The following is an 18662-nucleotide window of genomic DNA, read 5'->3' as shown; positions in this document are numbered from 1 at the left end:
GGAGGTTTACAGCCCATGCCGAAGCGATACAACACGCCCCACCGCAGCCGCGTTGTGAAAACCCGGCTGTCCGAAGATGAATACGCCGACTTCACAGCGCGGCTTGCGCCCTATGGTATCAGCCAGTCCGAATTTCTCCGGCAGGCGATACGGCGCACCGCCATACGCCCAATTATCCATGTGTCGGCGGTCAATGACGAGCTGCTTTCCGCTGTCGGGAAACTCACAGCCGAGTACGGCAGGATCGGCGGCAACCTCAACCAGATTGCCCGGTATCTGAACGAGTACGGCGTACCCTACAATGCGCTGTCCGGCGAGGTACGCGCCGCCATAGCCGACCTTGCCGCCCTCAAGTATGAAATCTTACAGAAAGTAGGTGACGCGGTTGGCAACACTCAAGCATATCAACTCTAAAAACGCCGACTACGGAGCCGCCGAACAATACCTGCTTTTTGAGCATGACGAGTTTACCATGAAGCCCGTCCTTGATGAAACCGGCAGGCTTATCCCCCGCGAGGACTACCGGCTGTCCACGCTGAACTGCGGCGGGGAGGATTTTGCCGTTGCCTGTATGCGGGCAAATCTCCGCTATGAGAAAAACCAACGGCGGGAAGATGTGAAAAGTCACCACTATATCATCAGCTTTGACCCACGGGACGGCCCGGACAACGGCCTGACCGTAGACCGGGCGCAGGAATTGGGCGAGAAGTTTTGCGCCGAGCATTTCCCCGGCCACCAAGCCCTTGTATGCACCCACCCGGACGGGCATAACCACAGCGGCAATATCCATGTGCATATCGTTATCAATTCGCTGCGGATAGAGGAAGTCCCGTTCCTGCCCTACATGGACAGGCCAGCCGACACGAAAGCCGGGTGCAAGCACCGCTGTACCGACGCGGCCTTGCGCTACTTCAAGTCCGAAGTCATGGAGATGTGCCACCGGGAGGGGCTTTACCAAATCGACCTCTTGAACGGCAGCAAGAACCGCGTCACAGACCGGGAGTATTGGGCGCAGAAAAAGGGACAGGCCGCGCTGGACAAGCAGAACGCCCCCATGATTGCAGGCGGTATCACGCCCCGGCAGACCAAGTTTGAAACGAACAAAGAGAAGCTGCGGCAGACCATACGCGCCGCGCTGTCTGCGGCGGCCTCATTCGAGGATTTTTCCTCTCTGCTGCTGCGGGAGGGCGTGACCGTCAAGGAGAGCCGGGGGCGGCTTAGTTACCTCACGCCGGACAGGACAAAGCCCATTTCCGCCCGCAAGCTGGGCGACGATTTTGACCGCGCCGCTGTCCTTGCCGTTTTGGAGCAGAACGCCGCCAGAGCCGCAGAAAAGGCCGCGGCTATATCCAGCACCCCGCCCTCTATCCAAGACCAACTGCGGGCAGACAGAGCCGCCCGAACCGCCCCGAATGTGCAGCGGCTTGTGGACATTGAGCAGAAGAAAGCCGAGGGGAAAGGCCGGGGCTATGAACGCTGGGCGACCATGCACAACCTCAAACAGATGGCCGCGACGCTGAATGTGTATCAGGAATACGGCTTCACTTCCCCGGAGCAGTTAGAAGCCGCCGTTGATACCGCCTATCAGGAAATGCGCCAGACCAGCGGCGAACTGAAAGCACTGGAAACGAAGCTGCAAGGGAAAAAGGAATTGCAGCGACAGGTGCTGGCCTACGCCAAGACCAAACCCGTCCGCGACGGCCTGAAAGCGCAGAAATCCCCCAAAGCCCGCGAAGCATACCGGCAGGCGCATGAGAGCGATTTTATCATAGCCGACGCAGCCGCCCGGTATTTCAAGGCACATGGCATTACCAGGCTGCCCGCCCGGAAAGCGTTGCAGGACGAGATCGAGCAGCTTGTTTCCAAGAAATCCGGCCTGTATAACACCTATCACGCACAGAAACAGCGGTTTAAGGAGTTGCAGACCGTCAAGCGGAACATCGACCAGATTTTGCGCCGGGAGGAACCCCGCCGCAGAAAGGAGCAGAGCCATGAGCGATAACCTGCCCCGCATGGACTACCGCCAGCACCGGCGGGCGCGGCGGCTGGTGCATGAGTGCTGTAACTACGACGAGGGGAACTGCCTGCTGTTGGACGACGGGGAGCCTTGCGTATGCGTCCAGAGCATTTCCTTTTCCCTCATGTGCCGCTGGTTCCGTGTGGCTGTCCTGCCCCTTGACGGGGAGCTGGCCGCAGCCCTCTTGTACCGGGGGAGCCGGAAACGGTGCGCCGTCTGCGGCGCGGCCTTTGTCCCCAAATCCAACCGGGGAAAATACTGCCCCGGCTGCGCCGGACGCATGAAGAAAATCAAAGCCGCCGAGCGAAAGCAGAAACAAAGGCAGAAATGTCACGCTTTAGAGCCTTTCAAACCCGCATAAATCAAGGCTTTTTTCGTGGGTGTCAAAGGGTACGCGATACATTTATCCTTTTCCCCCGGAAACAGCGTTCTAAATGCGTACAAACCGTCAAAATCAACCCGAACACAGGGAGGTGATCCTATCGCTGATTATATCATGGCAGACACGAAGCTGCCCGCCTATCTGCCCTATCCCCGTTTCCTGCTGAAAATGGAGATTTCCCAGACCGCCAAGCTGCTCTATGCGCTGCTGTTAGACCGCTCCACCCTCTCCCAGAAGAACAAGTGGCAGGACGGCGAGGGCAGGATTTATATTATCTATCCCATCGCGGAGATAGCCGAAATACTGGATAAAGGCAGCACCACCATAAAGGGGGCGCTGAATGAACTGGACATGGCGGGGCTGCTGGAACGGGAACGGGGCGGCTTCTCCGCACCGAACCGACTGTATGTGAAAGTGCCGCGTGTGCCACAGGTACAGTTTTCCGACCAACTGATGGCCGGAAAACCGACCCTCATAGAGCCGGAAAACCGACCAACTGATGGTCAGAAAACCGACCTTATGATGGTCGGAAAACCGTCCCCTAACCAAACTACTATAAACAACCTTACAGAGAACCAAACAAAGGGAGTGAGTGGGGAGCCGCCCGCGCCCTATGGCCGATACCAGAATATTTTTCTGTCACAGACCGAATACGACGAGTTGCAGGCAGAGTACCCCGACAGGCTGGAACGGTTCATCGAGGAAATGAGCCGCTACCTTGCCGCCAGCGGGAAAAGCTACCAGAACTATGCCGCCGCCCTTCGGATATGGGCGGGGAACGACAAAAAGGGCGCCCCGAAAAAGGGCATCCCTGACTACTCATGCAAGGAGGGCGAGAGTTTATGAAGAACGAAATCAACGCTGTTTTGGAGAATATGACGACTGCCACCCCGGAGCCGGAGGACTACACCGGCGAGGACGGTTTACTGTACTGCGGCAGGTGCCGCAAGCCGAAAGAAGCCTATTTTGCGCCGGATAAGGCCGCTATCTTTGGCCGCGACCGCCACCCGGCAGAGTGCGACTGCCAGAGAGCCGCCCGCGAGGAACGGGAGGCCGCCGAGAAGCGGCGCAGGCACTTTGACACCGTGGAGGAACTGAAACGCCGGGGCTTTACCGACCCCACCATGCGGGACTGGACTTTTGAGAACGACAACGGCAGGAACCCGCAGGCCGGGATTGCCCGCCGGTATGTGGAACACTGGGAGGATATGCGAGCCGACAATATCGGCTGCCTGTTCTGGGGCGGCGTGGGAACCGGGAAAAGCTACCTTGCGGGCTGTATCGCAAACGCCCTTATGGAGAAAGAAATCCCCGTCCACATGACGAATTTTGCCCTTATCCTCAACGACCTTGCCGCCAGCTTTGAGAACCGCAACGAGTACATTTCCCGCCTTTGCCGCTATCCGCTGCTTATCATTGACGACTTCGGCATGGAGCGCGGCACCGAGTACGGGCTGGAACAGGTTTTCAATGTGATTGACAGCCGTTACCGCAGCGGCAAGCCGCTGATCGTCACGACCAACCTCACGCTGGACGACCTGCGGAACCCGGAGGACACCGCCCATTCCCGGATTTATGACCGCCTGCTTTCCATGTGCGTCCCGGTACGCTTTACCGGCGACAACTTCCGGCAGGAAGCCGCGCAGCGGAAAATGGAGAGCATGAAGAAACTGATTACCGACTGAAAGGAGTATTGCCTATGACAGATAACAAGCAGCACGACACCCGCACCGCCCGCCGCCCCGACTGCGTGACGGAAATCCGCATGGGCAATTCCGTCCTTGTCGTGTCCGGCTATTTCAAGAAAGACACTACCACCACCGCCGCCGACAAAATGGCGCGGGTACTGGAAGCGGAAGCCGCTGCTACACAAAAACCGGCAATTTGACAAACCATAAAGAAGCAGATTTTACACTTTTGCCGCTATACAGCCCCCGCTATTCCGTGGTACAATAAAGCTACGGAATAGTGGGGCTGGCTGTCGGAAACGGAGGATTTTATGTTAAGACAAGCCACCCAAAACCTCATTACCGCCCTTTATCCGAGATTGTCCCATGAGGACGAATTGCAAGGTGAGAGTAATTCCATATCGAACCAAAAAAGGATACTCGAAGCCTTTGCAAAACAGAATGGCTTTACCAACCTGCGCTGGTACACCGACGACGGCTTTTCCGGCGCGAACTTCCAGCGCCCCGGTTTTCAAGCCATGCTTGCAGACATTGAAGCCGGGAAAGTGGGTACGGTCATCGTCAAGGACATGAGCCGGTTAGGGCGAAACTACTTGCAGGTAGGGTTTTACACGGAAATGCTGTTCCCTCAAAAGGGAGTGCGTTTTATCGCTGTCAACGACAATGTGGACAGCGCAAACGGCGGCATGGACAACGATTTTACCCCTCTGCGAAATCTGTTCAACGAATGGCTGGTGAGAGATACGAGCAAGAAAATCAAAGCAGTAAAACGAGCAAAAGGCATGAGCGGCAAGCCCGTTACCAGCAAGCCGGTCTATGGCTATCTCATGGACGAGGACGAGAACTATCTCGTTGACGAGGAAACCGCGCCGGTTGTCCAGCAGATATACCAGCTTTGCCTTGCCGGGAATGGCCCGACCAAGATTGCCCGTATGCTTACGGAGCAGCAAATCCCTACGCCGGGAACGCTGGAATACCGCAGGACGGGCAGCACCCGCCGCTACCACCCCGGCTATGAGTGCAAATGGGCGACGAACACCGTTGTTCATATCCTCGAAAACCGGGAGTACACCGGCTGTCTGGTAAACTTCAAGACGGAGAAGCCCTCTTACAAGGTCAAGCACAGTGTAGAGAACCCCGTAGAGAAGCAGGCCATTTTTGAGAACCACCATGAGCCTATCATAGACCGGGAAACATGGGAGCGCGTGCAGGAGTTACGCAAGCAGCGCAAACGCCCGAACCGCTATGATGAAGTGGGGCTGTTCTCCGGTATGCTGTTCTGCGCCGACTGCGGTCATGTGATGTACCAGCAGCGGTATCAGAACAAGAACCGCAAGCAGGACTGTTACATCTGCGGCAGCTACAAGAAGCGCACCCGCGACTGTACGGCGCACTTTATCCGCACCGACCTGTTGACCGCCGGTGTCCTCTCCAATCTCCGGCAAGTGACCGAATACGCCGCCAAGCACGAGAGCCGCTTTGTGAAGCTGCTTATCCAGCAGAACGAGATCGGCGGCAAGAGAAAGACCGCCGCAGCCACCAAGCAGCTTGAACAGGCGCAGGAGCGCATTGCCGAAGTGAGCCGCATTATCAAGCGGCTGTATGAGGACAATGTGAACGGCAAAATCAGCGACGAGCGTTTCATGGAACTGTCGGCAGACTATGAGCAGGAACAGCGGGAACTGAAAGACCGCGCCGCCGCTTTGCAGGCCGAACTGGACAAGTCGCAGGCCGCCACCGTCAACGCGGAAAAGTTTATGGGTATCGTCCGAAAGCACCTTGCCTTTGAGGAACTTACCCCCACCCTCTTGCGGGAAATGATTGAGAAAATCGTCGTGCATGAGTGTAGCTATGACGAGAACGGCACCCGCAGGCAGGACATTGAGATTTATTACAGCTTTGTCGGCAAGATTGACTTGCCCGAAGCCTAACGCCCGACCTATCCGACACAATGGCCAAGTGCCGGATAGGAACGGCAAAATTTTTTACACTTCTATTACTTCTTTATCACACATAAGCAAAAGAACCGGGGATATAACGGAGAAATCATCATCGGTGGCGTACCGCTTAATGAAGTAAATGAAATAAATCTGATGCAGAGGGTTGTTCTGGTTCGCCATAACAGCTACCTGTTCAAAGGTACAGTAGAAGAAAATCTGAAGATGGCAAAACCGGACGCAACGAAAGAAGAGATGGAAGCTGTTCTTCAGAAAGTCAATCTCTTAGGGTTCTTACAGACACAGGATGGCTTACAGACACAATTGCTGGAAAAAGCAAGCAACCTGTCCGGCGGTCAGTGTCAGAGACTGGTGATTGCCAGAGCATTGCTTCGGACAGACAGTGCAGTTTATATTTTCGATGAAGCCGCATCTAATATTGATGTGGAAAGTGAAGAACTGATCATGAATGTGATTCACGAACTGGCAAAGACAAAGACGGTGCTTCTGATCTCCCACAGACTGGCAAATGTTGTGAAGTCTGACAAGATTTATTTCTTAAAAGACGGAGAAATCAAAGAAATCGGAAAGCATGACGAACTGATGAGCCGGAATGGTGCGTACAGACATCTGTATGAAAGCCAGATGGCATTGGAAAACTATGGAAAAGGAGGAGTGGCATAATGAGTGAAAATACGAATACAACAAAACGCAGAAGTGCCATCCAAATCATGGGAAGTCTGATTGGTCTGGTCAAACCCCTGCTCCATATCATGCTGGCAGCAATCATCCTTGGAACATTGGGGTATTTGTGTGCAATCTTCCTGACAATACTGACAGGACAGGTCATCGTGCATGGACTTCTGACAGGAGTAGCCGGAATGATTGTTCCGGTAGATAATATGTGGCTGGTATTTACTCCAGTAAAAACGATTATTACAGTCATGATCGTAATTGCAGTGCTTCGTGGAATCCTGCATTATGTGGAACAGTATTGTAATCATTTTATTGCATTTAAGCTGTTGGCAATCATCCGTCACAAAGTATTTGCGGCACTGAGAAAGCTCTGCCCTGCAAAACTGGAAGGACGGGATAAGGGAAATCTGATTTCGATTATTACAACCGATATCGAATTACTGGAAGTGTTCTATGCACATACCATTTCCCCGATTGCGATTGCAACGCTGACCTCAATCATTATGGTGATTTTTATCGGAAGATATCACTGGTTAGCAGGAGTGCTTGCACTGGCAGCTTATCTGATTGTCGGTGTAGCCATCCCGATGTGGAATGGAAAACGTGGCAGCCAGAAGGGAATGGAATTTCGGACAAACTTCGGAGAACTGAACAGTTTTGTTCTGGATTCTTTACGTGGACTGGACGAGACCATTCAGTACGGACAGGGTGAAAAGAGAAAAGAGCAGATGTCTGAGCGTTCCAAAAATCTTGCAGGAATGCAGGAAGATTTAAGCAAAATGGAAGGCTTACAGCGTTCATTTACGAACATGGTTATCCTGCTTGCATCTTTTGGAATGCTGGCACTGACCATCTGGCTGTATGCAAAGGGCGAGATGGGATTCGAGGGAATCTTAACCTGCACCATCGCAATGATGGGTTCTTTCGGACCGGTAGTAGCATTATCAAGCCTTTCCAATAACCTGAATCAGACACTGGCAAGTGGTGAGCGTGTTCTTTCTCTTCTGGAAGAGACACCGCTTGTGGAAGAAATTCCGGGTGACGTGGAAACTTCCGGTGCAGAGAGCATGGAACATGAATTTACAGGAGCAGAGGCAGAGAACGTAACATTTGCTTATGATAATGAGGTTATTTTAGATAACTATTCACTGAAATTACAGCCGGGTAAAATTACAGGGATTCATGGTGCGAGCGGTTCTGGAAAATCTACACTTTTAAAACTGCTGATGCGGTTCTGGGATGTGCAGGATGGAAGCGTATCGGTAGATGGTACAGATGTACGCAAGATTCCGACCAAGCATTTAAGAGATATGGAAAGTTACGTGACACAGGAAACGCACCTGTTCCATGATTCGATTGCAAACAATATCGCAATCGCAAAGCCGGGAGCATCCAGAGAAGAGATTATGGAAGCCGCAAAGAAAGCGTCTATCCACGATTTCATAATGACACTTCCGAAAGGATATGATACAGAAGTCGGAGAACTGGGTGATACGCTGTCTGGTGGTGAAAAACAGAGAATCGGAATTGCAAGAGCATTTCTCCATGAATGCCCCCTCATTCTACTCGATGAGCCTACATCGAACCTCGACTCTTTAAATGAGGGAATTATCTTAAAATCATTGAAAGAATCGGCCAAGAAGAAAACAGTTGTCCTGGTATCTCACAGAGTATCTACAATGAACGTGGCAGATGTGGTATATGAAATGGAGAACGACAGAATTTCTTAACAGCAGGAATGCAGAAGAAATACTTTCCGAAAGGGGAGAAGGTAGTAGATGAAACTTGGAGAATCCAAAGAGGATTATCTGGAAGCGATGTATATCTTGAAACGTCAGAAAGGATATGTCCGTAATTTTCTGCTTTGTAATTATCTGAACTATTCCAAAGCAAGTGTTTCAGTTGCGATACGTGGATTGGTGGCAGAAGGATATGTAATAAAAGATGAACATGGCTATGTTGAACTGACAGCGGAAGGGAAAAAGATTGCTAAAAAGGTTTATGCAAGGCATTTGCTTTTGGAAGAATTCTTAGAACGGATAGGGGTATCTCCGGAAACTGCAAATCATGATACATGCCGGATGGAACATACAATCAGTGAAGAATCTTTTCGGAAGATTCAGGAGCTGGTGAAGAAGATAAAAAAGGAAAATGCATCGAATGAACAAATGCAATTAACGAATTAAATCAAAAACAGGAAAGGCGGTGGAGAGATTTCACTGCCTTTTCTGTTTAAAAAATGAAGTAACATAAGAAAAGGGATACAAATGAAAAAAGTATTGATTGCTGCGGATGAGGTAGATAAGTGGAAAGCAGCTTGTAACCTTTGAAGAACTGTATGATATGACAAATCCGGAAGAACCGAAAAAGGTAACAGAGCATAAGGACATCAACGATGAAGGTCAGACTGTAACCATCAAAGAAGTACCGGAAACACCAACCCCAGAGACACCGGGTACTACTACAAAAACCAGTAACCCTCCGAAAACAGGAGACACTACAAATGCAATTTTATGGATAGCCATTCTGGTATTATCAGCAGCCGGAATCATAGGAGTTCGTATCTGGAATAAAAAGAAACAGGTTAAGAGATTAGGAATTGAAGAAAAGAAAGAAGAGGAGGAGTAAAACAGAGGGCGGCGATAAGCTGCCCTTTGATGATGAAATGGGAAAAAATCAGAAAGCAATAAAAGTATTACAGCGTTTATTTGATGCCGGATACGGAACGGAAAAAGAGATTGTCAATATGGCGATGGATGAAATGCTTGCTTTGCCGGGAGTGAATGTAGCAGATCTGTGCATTATCAGTGAGCTGCAGAAAAGCATTAAGGCAAACAAAGTGATAAGCTATTTGTCAGGAAAAAAAGAAGTAAAGGAAGAAACGAAAGGAGCAGATTATGGTGGAACAATCAATGCATCTTTGGTAATTCCCAGAGAAGTTTTTAAGAGCAGTATTCTGGCAAATGCTTCTGCAATCATTGGACTTCATAATCATCCCAGTGGCAATGTGAAACCGTCAAAAGAGGATATGATTGTTACGAGAAAGCTGCAGAAGTGCGGACAGCTACTGGGGATAGAATTGCTGGATCATATCATTGTCGGTGGAACTAATGGAAAGATGCTCAGCTTCCGAGAAGAAAAGATGTTGAATGTGACAGGAAGGATGGATTGGGAGAGATAGGGCAAGCGGTGGAGAGTCAGGGAATCTATGATATAAAGATTCCTTGACTTAACAAAAATAAAATGATTTTGAAGAAAAAGTGCAAAATAAGAATAAAAAATTGACTCTATCATACAATAAGACTATAATATAAATATGATTTTGTTAAAAACAAGCAGAATGGAGGTAATAAAATGCTTCTTGAATTTAAAACAAAAAATTATAAATCTTTTGTAGAAGAGGCAAGCTTTTCAATGGTAGCTGCGCCAAAACAAAAGGGATTAGATTATAGTCTTATGAAGACAAAAATAAAAGGAAAAGAGATAAAAGGGTTAAGTTCTTCGGTTATTTATGGACCGAATGCGGCAGGAAAAACTAATATTATTGGTGCGATGGATGTATTGCGGGCAATTGTTTTGAGAGGAAATATCAGAAATTCTGAAGAAAAATCATCACCAAACCCAGCTGCAGCAGCATTAGAATTGATTCCAAATAATAATGAAATGGAATCAAAACCGGTATGTTTTGAAATAGAATTTTATGAGGAAGATGGAGAAGATCATAAATTTAAAATACACTATGAATTAGAGGTTGATCTTGGAACCTTTCTTGAGGAGGAACATCAAAGAAAAATCCTTGCAGAAGTGTTGGAGGTCAATGGAGAAAGAGTATTTGAACGTACGCAAGATCTGAAAATAGAGAACTTAAAGGTTATTAAAGATTATTTGTCGGATATAACAGAACAGAACGCAGACAGTGTAAATGAAATTGCGAAAAACAGTTTGAATCAAGAAGAATTATTTTTAACAAATGGTTTTAAGTTGATTTTTTCGCCTAAATTCACAAAGCTGATTGTTGATTGGTTTACGAATAAGTTTATGGTGATTTATCGTGCGGATTCGATGCAACTGATTAAAAGATTTGCAGATCCAAAAAAGAAAGCAATCTATGTTGAAAAAACAACAGATGAAGCTGCAAAATTATTTGGAATTAATTCAAATGCAGTAGGATATGTCGTGAGCGATGACGAGCCTGATGCAAAATTATATTCTGTATTTAAAAATATGAAAAACAAAAAGACTACGGCGGTTGCAGCAGATATTTTTGAGTCATATGGAACGATTCGATTTATCAATATGTTTCCGCTTGTAATTAAAGCGATGCAAACGGGTGGAACATTGGTGGTGGATGAATTTGATGCATCCATTCATCCGATGGCATTGATGAGTATTATCAATGTATTTCATAATGATGATGTAAATATCCATCATGCACAGCTTATATTTAATACTCATAATCCGATATTTTTGAATTCAAATCTTTTCAGAAGAGACGAGATTAAGTTTGTTGAGCGTGATGATGATACACATGACAGCGTATTATATGCATTATCTGATTTTGGCACAACAGGTGATAAGGGTGTTCGTAAGCACGAAGATTATATGAGCAAATATTTCATCAGCCAGTATGGAGCAATAAAGGATATTGATTTTACACCAATCTTTGAAGAAATCTTATGTGATGAAAAAGAGGGATAGGGATGGCAAAGAGAAAACCAACAAATAAATATTATTTCAGTGTTGAGGGAGAAACAGAACAGTGGTACTTAAAATGGCTGCAGGATACGATAAATAATACTGAAAAAGCTGCATGCAAGGTGTCTATTGATTGTCCGGTAAGAAAAAATCCATTAAAGCATGCGAAATCATTGACCGTTACCAGAAAGATTGAAATCTATCATTTTTTTGATTACGAAAGTGATGAACCGCTTCATGTCAAAGGCTTTCAAGAAGCTCTGGACAATATGAAGAAGGCAGAAAAAATAGGAAAACAGATAAAATATAAATCTGGATATAGTAATTTTACTTTTGATTTATGGATCATTCTTCATATGACGAACTGTAATGCGTCATTTTCACATCGAAAACAGTATATTACACCGATTAACCGGGCGTTTGGAGAAAAATTTCAAAATATGGACGAATTCAAAGAAGAGAATAATTTCAAGAGATGTCTTAAGAAAATGGACTTGTCCAATGTAATTGCGGCTGTTGATCGGGCAAGGAAAATCATGCAGAGAAATCAAGAAAATGGATATACTTTGTATCAATATAAAGGGTATCAGTATTATAAAGAGAATCCTTCATTGGCTGCATGGGAGGCAATTGAGAAGATATTGAAGGATTGTGAATTAGCTTAATGCCAATTGTTAAGGAAAAATTTACTGATATTTGGAAAAGGAGAGAACCATTATATTTAAAAGAAAAGAAAATACACCGTATGATTTTAACATAAATGAAGAATATAAAAAATATGAGAGTATTGGTGATAATAAGAGTGAGTTAAAGACATATAAAAACTGGGAAAGTCACATTATAAATAAGTGTAGTCAGTTTACGGAAACAACTCGATTAAATTTTGTGCATTACATAAAAGGAAAGAAAAGAAGTGAGGAAAATAAAATTGCAACTCTTGATGCAATTTGGATGCCTTTAAATATTTTTGTTTTAACTGTTTTATTAACTTTTATGTTTGCTTTTGCGGAACTAATTAAAAATTACAATGCTGCAGCATCAGAGATTGTAACTAATTATTTTGTATCAAATACAGATAAATTATATGAACAAACTGCGAGGTTATTAGAATTCAACTTTAAAGAATCAATAATTTTTTATGGTATGTTTTCGTTGCTAATATTAATCATTGGTGTAACATTGTACCTTTTGGGCAAAAATAGAAGAATGAATATAGCAAATAAAATATCGTTTTATGAAGATATAATACTAATTATAGAAAAAGAAAATAATTAAAAGGTGAAAAGATGAGTGAAGAATTATTAGGTGTTATTATTACATCGGGGGTAACAAGTATTATTTCAGTTATCGGTTTTATAGTTACATATAAATCAATGAAAAGAAATTTTAAGGAAGAACTGGAAAAAGAAAAAACGAGTATTCATATTGAAAAAATGTCATCTATACCATATGAAATATTGAAACTAATGGATAATATTATGCAAACGGGAGGAAAAGGTGATTTATTAAATGATTTTACTTCATTAATGGATACTATATATGCATATGGCTCAAAAGAAGCAATAAAAATTGCAGCTACTATGCAAAAAGAAAATTATACATTGCGAAATACTGTATCATTTAATAAATATAGAGCGATTTCAATGTATATATTATTAGCAACACAGATAAAAAGTGATGTAACAGGAATTAGAGTATCACCCGAATTATGGTTGGAAATGAAGATTACAGATTATGCAAATAATAAAGATGAATTTAAAAAAGTAAATAATGATATAGTTAGAGAACTGAAATTAGGAAGCAGTTTTTGTATATAATAAAAAATACATAGCCAGATAGTTCCATCCCGAGGAATCACCTGGCTATTTTCATGCCCGGATATTATCCCCAATAATATCAATCCAAGGCAGGGAAGGAGATGAAAATTATGCCATATATACCACCATCAGTTGTGCAGGAGGTCAAGCGTATGGACTTGCTCACATACCTGAAAAATTATGAACCATACGAATTAGTTCACTTTTCTGGCAACACCTACACTACCAGAACACACGATAGTTTGAAAATATCAAATGGGAAATGGATGTGGTGGAGTCAGAGAACCGGTGGCAGATCAGCACTGGATTATCTGATCAAAGTAAGAGGATACAGTTTTTTAGAGGCGGTTGAATTGCTTGCAGAACGGGCAAATATTCAGCCGCCTCTTTTTGTATCTGAGAATGTTCCGATGAAGAAACAGTTACTGTTTCCAAAGAAAAATCAAGATGATCAGAAAGTGATTGCGTATCTTTTAGGACGTGGGATTGATAAGGAAATCATTCAGTTTTGTTTGGAGTCCGGAAGAGTTTATGAAAGTGCATTTCATCATAACGTAGTGTTTGTAGGGATGGATGAGAAAGATAATCCGAAATATGCAGCTCTTAGAGGAATCGGAACCAGCTTTATAGGAGAAGCAAATGGAAGCAATAAGAATTATTCTTTTTCCATTTTTGCAGAGAAATCCAATGATACGGTGCATCTGTTTGAGTCAGCCATTGATTTGTTATCTTATGCGACGTTGCAGAAATTAGACGGGAAAGAGTGGAGGAGAGAACATTTATTGTCACTGGCAGGTGTCTATCAGCCAGCAAAAGAAATTGAAAAAAGTAAAGTCCCTGCAGCGTTGGCCAGGACATTAAAAATGCATCCAGAGGTGAAGACAATCGTTCTGCATTTGGACAATGACCGTATTGGAAGACTTGCCACAAAAGCAATTTCTGCAGTGCTTCCAAAGCAATATCAGGTAAAAGATGTACCACCAAAACAAGGAAAAGATTACAACGATCTGCTCTGCATCAAGTTAAATCTGGCAATTACAAAGCGAGAAAAAAACACGAAAAAGAGTATGTCTGGTCATGAAAAATATGAGAGATAGAAGGTGAAAAAAGATATGAAAATTGCAAGATATGAGTTGAAGGTTGTGTATAAGAAAGAACTGATTTTGACGATGGAAGACGATGTAGACAGCGAAGAACTGTTGAAGATTTTTCTGGAAACACAGTTGAAAGAAGAAAAAGAACAGAATGAATTGCTTGGAATTATTGCTGAAAAAGTGTCAGAAGAAGGCGGTACGGAGCAGTGTGAAAGTTGTCAAAAGTATTGTCCGGCAAGTAAAGAATGCATGGCAACTGATGAAAATGTACGATGCACAGAGTGTGAATACTTGTGTGAAACTTGCGGGATTTGTGAACTGAAAGAATAAAAAACATTTGCTTTTCGGCAAGTAAATCTTCTGATACCCGGAACAGTGAGACGGGTATCAGAAGAATACACAATACCAGCAAGCAACGCCTTTGGATTGCCACACAGGTTTCCTGTCTGGCAGTCTGCGGCAGCTTGTCAGGGAGAATCCCTGAAACCTTCAGAAAATGAAAAAGGAGAAAGTAACAATGTTGAAGTTTATTTGTGGAGTATTAGTAGGTGGCATTATAGGAGTAGTGTTGATGTGCCTGTTGCAGATTAACAAGATTCAGTAGACAAAAAGAAAGGAGATACAAAATGCAGGTTGAAGTATCAATGAAAGACAAAAAGAAAGCAGAAAGACGATATCAGGAATATTTAAAGAAAATGAACAAGAAGAAGGGAGAACAGAAGAAATGATTGCAAGAGAGATGATAGCAGAAAAAGTGTTTGCGGAAAGTGTAGCAAAGGACATCAGGAATTTTCTCCCAGAAAAATATGAGAATGCAGAATTTCAGGTAATGCAGATGAATAAAAATAATGGAGTCCAGATGATAGGAGTACAGGTAAGACTACAGGAAGAAAATGTGTGCCCAGTTGTTTATGTAGGGTCGTTCTTTAATGAAATACGTTTGGGTGAACCTGTTGAGAAAGTGATGAATGAAATTGCAAAATGCATGGAAGAAGCAGGCAATGCTCCGTTTGTGCACAGTGGTATCAATCCAATGGATTATGATTCAGTGAAGGAGCATCTGGCAGTGATGCTTGTGAACACCCAGGCAAACAAACGAATGTTACAGGAAATGCCTCATGAAAATATGGAAGATCTGTCGGCTATCTGTTATGTGGATTTTCCGGTAGAGTCTAACGATGGAAAAGCGACTATGAAGGTGAAAAATGAACATCTTAAGATGTGGAATGTGGATGCAAAGGAAATGTTCCAGCAGGCCAGAGCAAATACACAGCCTGTAAATACACCGATTCTTCAGTCAATGGACGAAATGTTGTTGAGTATTTTTAATGAAGAAGGACATGCAACAAACCTGTTAGATGAAAATGTTGATTTTGGACTTCGTTCACATGATATGCTGTATGCACTTACGAATGTAGAAAAGCAATATGGAGCATCTATGATCACGCAGCCAGAAGTTTTAAATAAATTGGAACAGCTTTTCCCAGAAGGATTTTATGTGTTACCGTCATCTGTGCATGAAGTTCTGATTGTTCCGGATAATGGAGAGATGGAACCGAAAATGCTTGGTGAAATGGTACGGGAAGTAAATAAAAATGAAGTGGAACGGCAGGAGGTTCTCTCAGACAGAGTTTACAGTTACGATAAAGAAAAACACCAGATTCGCCAGGAACCAGATTCTATACAGAAAGTAAAGGAGATGGAGCGTTGAGAAAACGTAATGTAGCAATTCTTTTCCGATTGAACAAAAAAGAAGCAGAGGCATTGGATAAGAAAGTAAAGAGAAGCGGACTGAACCGGGAAGCTTACCTGAGACAGTTGATTTCTGGTGTTGTTCCAAGAGACGCACCGCCACCAGATTATTATTCTATGATGCGGGAGCTGCATAAAATTGGAAATAACTTAAATCAGATTGCGCAGAAAGCACATGTGTTAAATGTGGTAGATGTGCAACGTTACGATCAGGAAGTGCGGAAGTTCAATGAAGCAGTCCGTAAGATTACAGAAGCAGTAATACTTCCGGAAAAAAATGAATCATGGCAGTGACATCAATCTGGAGCATTAAAGGTTGGATTGGAAAAGTAATCAATTATGCGGAGAACCCGGACAAGACGAAAGAGAATAACGAAGGGCAGATAGTCGAGGATCAATCACGATCCGCACAAGGACTGGAAGATGTGATTACCTATGCGGTGAATGCAGAAAAGACCAGACTGAGACAATCTAAATCAATGGAAATGGAAGTTGTCGGAGAATCGGAAGAACTGATGGAACAGTATGTATCGGGACTTAATTGTGCACCGACAACCGCCAGAGAAGAAATGATTGCAGTCAAAAAGCGTTTTGGAAAGGAGGACGGAATTGTTGCGTTTCATGGCTACCAGTCTTTTGCACCGGGAGAATGTAATCCGGCAATGGCACATGAGATTGGAAAGAAGCTGGCAGAAGAATTGTGGGGCAGTCAGTATCAGGTATTGATTGCGACTCATTTGGATAAGGCGAATCATCTGCACAACCATTTTGTGGTGAACTCAGTTTCATTCATTGATGGGAAAAGATACCACAGGACAAATCAGGATTACCGGGATATGCGGATGGTGTCAGACCGTTTATGTAAAGAATACCAGTTATCGGTTGTGAGGCAGCCAGAACAGGGAAAAGGAAAACATTATGCCGAGTGGCAGGCAGAACAGGATGGGAAGCCGAGTTATCACAGCATGGTAAAGGCAGATGTTGACGAGGCAATCCGAAAGGCGAGGACTGAAAAACAGTTCTTTTTTTATTTGCGGGAAAAAGGATATTCTTTTAAGTTTGGGAAAGACATTACCATTCGTCCGGAAGGGCGGGAGCGTGGTCTGAAGTTAAAGCGGAATTTTGGAGAGAATTATTCACTGGAAGCAATCAGGGTTCGGACTCTGGAAGAAAATGAATTACCTGCCGAGAAGAAATTTCCGGTTCAGAGGCATTACCGGATTAGGGTATCCGGCAACTTCAAGCAGACAAGAAAAATCGGAGGACTTCGGGGATTGTATCTGCATTACTGTTATCTTTTAGGAATCCTACCGAAGAATCGCCCGTCAATATCTGCTAAACAGGTGCATGTATTGTTCCGGGAGGATTTATTAAAACTGAATACCGTTTCTAAAGAAACGAAGCTGCTTTGCCATTATCACATTGATACTGCGGAGCAGCTTTTTTCATTGAAAGACCATTTACAGAAACAAATGGAGCAGTGTGCGGAGGAACGGAAGCACTTGCGTTATAAGATTCGGGCAGACAGACCGGAAGAAGAAATACAGGAAATGAAGGAGCAGATAAAAGTTCTGACAGAGAAAATTGGAACGCTCAGAAAGGAGGCAGCACTTTGTGATGGAATCGCCGCACGTTCCAAGGTAATCGAAGAAAAATTTAAGATGGTGCGGGAAGAAAAAGAGCAGAAGGAGGAACAAAGGCATGAACACATCAGGCGAAGCCGCTGATCAGGTGGTACGAATGTCATTGGAAGTCGGTGAAGCAGCATTGAAGATCAGTGGCACAGGAGCGAAGCATCTGGCAGTGATGCTGTATGCAGTCTTAAAAGAGAAGAAAAAGACAAAAGGCAGAGTAAGACTTGAAACATTGGTTAAATCAGGTAGACCACTGACGGTATTTTCAGTGAAAGAAAGTGATCTGAAACAATTTGTTCAGGAAGCAAAACGATATGGCGTGTTGTACTGTGCAGTCCGAAATCCAAGAGGAAGCAGTGACGGATTGATAGATGTGATTGTAAAGGAAGAAGATGCACCAAGAATCAACCGTATCGTAGATAGATTCCAGTTTGCATCTGTAACAGAAGCAGCGAAGATTAAGACGGAAATTGAGCGGACACGTGCAGAAAAAGCAAAAGCCGGAAAATCAGAGAAGCAGGAAAAGAAGCCGGAAAAAGTACAGGTTCAGCAAGAAAAACAGGGACAGGCAGAGCCGGAAAAAGATTATCCGCAGAAATCCAAGGAGGATCAGCTTATGGACGAGTTGTTTGGAGAGTCGGTGAAGAAAGAGGGTAAGGAGCAAAACCCTTCTTTGGCAAAGACGACCAAATCCCGTCTGTCCGAGCCTACCTCAAAGAAGCAAGAGAAAACCGCAGAGGGTACTTCTAAGTTATTTACCCCGGAAAAACCAGAGAAACCATCGGTCAGAAAGGAACTTCGGGAAATACAGAATGCAAGGAAGAAAGAAGCGGAGCGGCGTGAGAATAGAAATGATCCGGTGAGAAATCAGGGAAATAAAGACCCGAATCAGATTCGCCACCAGCAGCCACAACAGAAACGAAAACCAAGGAAAGGGAAAGAGAGGTAAA

At 44.6% G+C, this 18662-nt stretch carries 21 protein-coding genes and 2 pseudogenes; all 23 read left to right on the top strand.

Annotation, left to right across the window (positions count from 1 at the left end; all coding sequences use genetic code 11):
• Nucleotides 1-15: 15 nt before the first annotated feature.
• Entirely contained in the window at nt 16-414 is a 399-nt protein-coding gene (locus PGZ10_RS01540; protein WP_002578912.1) for a plasmid mobilization protein, read from the top strand.
• Entirely contained in the window at nt 386-2002 is a 1617-nt protein-coding gene (locus PGZ10_RS01535; RefSeq protein ID WP_002571015.1) for a relaxase/mobilization nuclease domain-containing protein, read from the top strand. The genes PGZ10_RS01540 and PGZ10_RS01535 overlap by 29 nt, the downstream gene beginning before the upstream one ends.
• Entirely contained in the window at nt 1992-2378 is a 387-nt protein-coding gene (locus tag PGZ10_RS01530) for a cysteine-rich VLP domain-containing protein (RefSeq protein ID WP_002571014.1), read from the top strand. Before PGZ10_RS01535 ends, PGZ10_RS01530 begins: the two co-directional genes overlap by 11 nt.
• A 132-nt stretch (nt 2379-2510) precedes the next feature.
• A complete protein-coding gene (locus PGZ10_RS01525; RefSeq protein ID WP_038283483.1) occupies nt 2511-3245 on the top strand; it encodes a replication initiator protein A in 735 nt (244 codons plus the stop codon).
• Nucleotides 3242-4084, top strand: a complete 843-nt coding sequence (locus tag PGZ10_RS01520) for an ATP-binding protein (RefSeq protein ID WP_002571012.1) — start codon at nt 3242-3244, stop codon at nt 4082-4084. The genes PGZ10_RS01525 and PGZ10_RS01520 overlap by 4 nt, the downstream gene beginning before the upstream one ends.
• A gap of 14 nt (nt 4085-4098) precedes the next feature.
• On the top strand, nt 4099-4287 hold the full coding sequence (locus PGZ10_RS01515; RefSeq protein ID WP_002571011.1) for a transposon-encoded TnpW family protein: 189 nt from the start codon (nt 4099-4101) through the stop codon (nt 4285-4287).
• A 111-nt stretch (nt 4288-4398) separates the two neighbouring features.
• Nucleotides 4399-6018: a recombinase family protein gene (locus PGZ10_RS01510; protein WP_002571010.1), complete on the top strand. Its 1620-nt coding sequence runs from the start codon at nt 4399-4401 to the stop codon at nt 6016-6018.
• 90 nt (nt 6019-6108) lie between these two features.
• Nucleotides 6109-6708, top strand: a pseudogene (locus tag PGZ10_RS01505) (ATP-binding cassette domain-containing protein); the annotation flags it as partial.
• Complete coding sequence (locus PGZ10_RS01500) at nt 6708-8450, top strand: amino acid ABC transporter ATP-binding/permease protein (protein ID WP_270540552.1); 1743 nt, start codon at nt 6708-6710, stop codon at nt 8448-8450. The pseudogene PGZ10_RS01505 and the gene PGZ10_RS01500, both read left to right, overlap by 1 nt.
• Nucleotides 8451-8498: 48 nt before the next feature.
• Nucleotides 8499-8906 (top strand): metal-dependent transcriptional regulator, encoded by a 408-nt coding sequence (locus PGZ10_RS01495; RefSeq protein WP_270540550.1) that lies wholly within the window; start codon nt 8499-8501, stop codon nt 8904-8906.
• A 115-nt stretch (nt 8907-9021) separates the two neighbouring features.
• A pseudogene (locus tag PGZ10_RS01490) lies at nt 9022-9348 on the top strand (LPXTG cell wall anchor domain-containing protein); the annotation flags it as partial.
• The gene (locus PGZ10_RS01485) at nt 9320-9901 is read left to right on the top strand and encodes a JAB domain-containing protein (protein ID WP_270540549.1); all 582 of its coding nucleotides are present in this window, start codon (nt 9320-9322) and stop codon (nt 9899-9901) included. The pseudogene PGZ10_RS01490 and the gene PGZ10_RS01485, both read left to right, overlap by 29 nt.
• A gap of 173 nt (nt 9902-10074) precedes the next feature.
• Complete coding sequence (locus tag PGZ10_RS01480; RefSeq protein ID WP_144094584.1) at nt 10075-11418, top strand: AAA family ATPase; 1344 nt, start codon at nt 10075-10077, stop codon at nt 11416-11418.
• A gap of 2 nt (nt 11419-11420) precedes the next feature.
• On the top strand, nt 11421-12080 hold the full coding sequence (locus tag PGZ10_RS01475; protein WP_270540548.1) for an RloB family protein: 660 nt from the start codon (nt 11421-11423) through the stop codon (nt 12078-12080).
• A 31-nt stretch (nt 12081-12111) separates the two neighbouring features.
• A complete protein-coding gene (locus PGZ10_RS01470; RefSeq protein WP_270540546.1) occupies nt 12112-12690 on the top strand; it encodes a hypothetical protein in 579 nt (192 codons plus the stop codon).
• Between the two features lie 11 nt (nt 12691-12701).
• Complete coding sequence (locus PGZ10_RS01465) at nt 12702-13232, top strand: hypothetical protein (protein WP_270540544.1); 531 nt, start codon at nt 12702-12704, stop codon at nt 13230-13232.
• A 110-nt stretch (nt 13233-13342) separates the two neighbouring features.
• Complete coding sequence (locus tag PGZ10_RS01460) at nt 13343-14329, top strand: DUF3991 domain-containing protein (RefSeq protein WP_270540543.1); 987 nt, start codon at nt 13343-13345, stop codon at nt 14327-14329.
• A gap of 15 nt (nt 14330-14344) precedes the next feature.
• The gene (locus tag PGZ10_RS01455) at nt 14345-14656 is read left to right on the top strand and encodes a hypothetical protein (RefSeq protein ID WP_270540541.1); all 312 of its coding nucleotides are present in this window, start codon (nt 14345-14347) and stop codon (nt 14654-14656) included.
• A gap of 166 nt (nt 14657-14822) precedes the next feature.
• A complete protein-coding gene (locus PGZ10_RS01450) occupies nt 14823-14930 on the top strand; it encodes a DUF3789 domain-containing protein (protein WP_006426179.1) in 108 nt (35 codons plus the stop codon).
• A gap of 120 nt (nt 14931-15050) precedes the next feature.
• Nucleotides 15051-16037, top strand: a complete 987-nt coding sequence (locus PGZ10_RS01445) for a DUF5688 family protein (RefSeq protein WP_270540540.1) — start codon at nt 15051-15053, stop codon at nt 16035-16037.
• On the top strand, nt 16034-16372 hold the full coding sequence (locus PGZ10_RS01440) for a plasmid mobilization protein (protein ID WP_055157273.1): 339 nt from the start codon (nt 16034-16036) through the stop codon (nt 16370-16372). The genes PGZ10_RS01445 and PGZ10_RS01440 overlap by 4 nt, the downstream gene beginning before the upstream one ends.
• Nucleotides 16363-17805 carry a relaxase/mobilization nuclease domain-containing protein gene (locus PGZ10_RS01435; RefSeq protein WP_270540539.1) on the top strand — a complete coding sequence of 481 codons (1443 nt, stop codon included), beginning with the start codon at nt 16363-16365 and terminating at the stop codon, nt 17803-17805. Before PGZ10_RS01440 ends, PGZ10_RS01435 begins: the two co-directional genes overlap by 10 nt.
• Nucleotides 17780-18661, top strand: a complete 882-nt coding sequence (locus PGZ10_RS01430; protein WP_021740714.1) for a DUF3801 domain-containing protein — start codon at nt 17780-17782, stop codon at nt 18659-18661. Before PGZ10_RS01435 ends, PGZ10_RS01430 begins: the two co-directional genes overlap by 26 nt.
• Nucleotide 18662 lies beyond the last annotated feature (1 nt).

The sequence above is a fragment of the Coprococcus sp. AF102-57 genome (assembly GCF_027686195.1).
GTDB lineage: Bacteria > Bacillota > Clostridia > Lachnospirales > Lachnospiraceae > Allocoprococcus > Allocoprococcus comes.
This window is presented reverse-complemented; position numbering and strand designations above follow the sequence as displayed.

What these genes read in the sequence shown, in the direction of transcription:
- PGZ10_RS01430 (WP_021740714.1), top strand. Translation starts at nt 17,780, where the DNA reads ATGAACACATCAGGCGAAGCCGCTGATCAGGTGGTACGAATGTCATTG.
- PGZ10_RS01530 (WP_002571014.1), top strand. Translation starts at nt 1,992, where the DNA reads ATGAGCGATAACCTGCCCCGCATGGACTACCGCCAGCACCGGCGGGCG.
- PGZ10_RS01475 (WP_270540548.1), top strand. Translation starts at nt 11,421, where the DNA reads ATGGCAAAGAGAAAACCAACAAATAAATATTATTTCAGTGTTGAGGGA.
- PGZ10_RS01520 (WP_002571012.1), top strand. Translation starts at nt 3,242, where the DNA reads ATGAAGAACGAAATCAACGCTGTTTTGGAGAATATGACGACTGCCACC.
- PGZ10_RS01435 (WP_270540539.1), top strand. Translation starts at nt 16,363, where the DNA reads ATGGCAGTGACATCAATCTGGAGCATTAAAGGTTGGATTGGAAAAGTA.
- PGZ10_RS01445 (WP_270540540.1), top strand. Translation starts at nt 15,051, where the DNA reads ATGATTGCAAGAGAGATGATAGCAGAAAAAGTGTTTGCGGAAAGTGTA.
- PGZ10_RS01465 (WP_270540544.1), top strand. Translation starts at nt 12,702, where the DNA reads ATGAGTGAAGAATTATTAGGTGTTATTATTACATCGGGGGTAACAAGT.
- PGZ10_RS01460 (WP_270540543.1), top strand. Translation starts at nt 13,343, where the DNA reads ATGCCATATATACCACCATCAGTTGTGCAGGAGGTCAAGCGTATGGAC.
- PGZ10_RS01455 (WP_270540541.1), top strand. Translation starts at nt 14,345, where the DNA reads ATGAAAATTGCAAGATATGAGTTGAAGGTTGTGTATAAGAAAGAACTG.
- PGZ10_RS01450 (WP_006426179.1), top strand. Translation starts at nt 14,823, where the DNA reads ATGAAAAAGGAGAAAGTAACAATGTTGAAGTTTATTTGTGGAGTATTA.
- PGZ10_RS01515 (WP_002571011.1), top strand. Translation starts at nt 4,099, where the DNA reads ATGACAGATAACAAGCAGCACGACACCCGCACCGCCCGCCGCCCCGAC.
- PGZ10_RS01500 (WP_270540552.1), top strand. Translation starts at nt 6,708, where the DNA reads ATGAGTGAAAATACGAATACAACAAAACGCAGAAGTGCCATCCAAATC.
- PGZ10_RS01495 (WP_270540550.1), top strand. Translation starts at nt 8,499, where the DNA reads ATGAAACTTGGAGAATCCAAAGAGGATTATCTGGAAGCGATGTATATC.
- PGZ10_RS01540 (WP_002578912.1), top strand. Translation starts at nt 16, where the DNA reads ATGCCGAAGCGATACAACACGCCCCACCGCAGCCGCGTTGTGAAAACC.
- PGZ10_RS01480 (WP_144094584.1), top strand. Translation starts at nt 10,075, where the DNA reads ATGCTTCTTGAATTTAAAACAAAAAATTATAAATCTTTTGTAGAAGAG.
- PGZ10_RS01510 (WP_002571010.1), top strand. Translation starts at nt 4,399, where the DNA reads ATGTTAAGACAAGCCACCCAAAACCTCATTACCGCCCTTTATCCGAGA.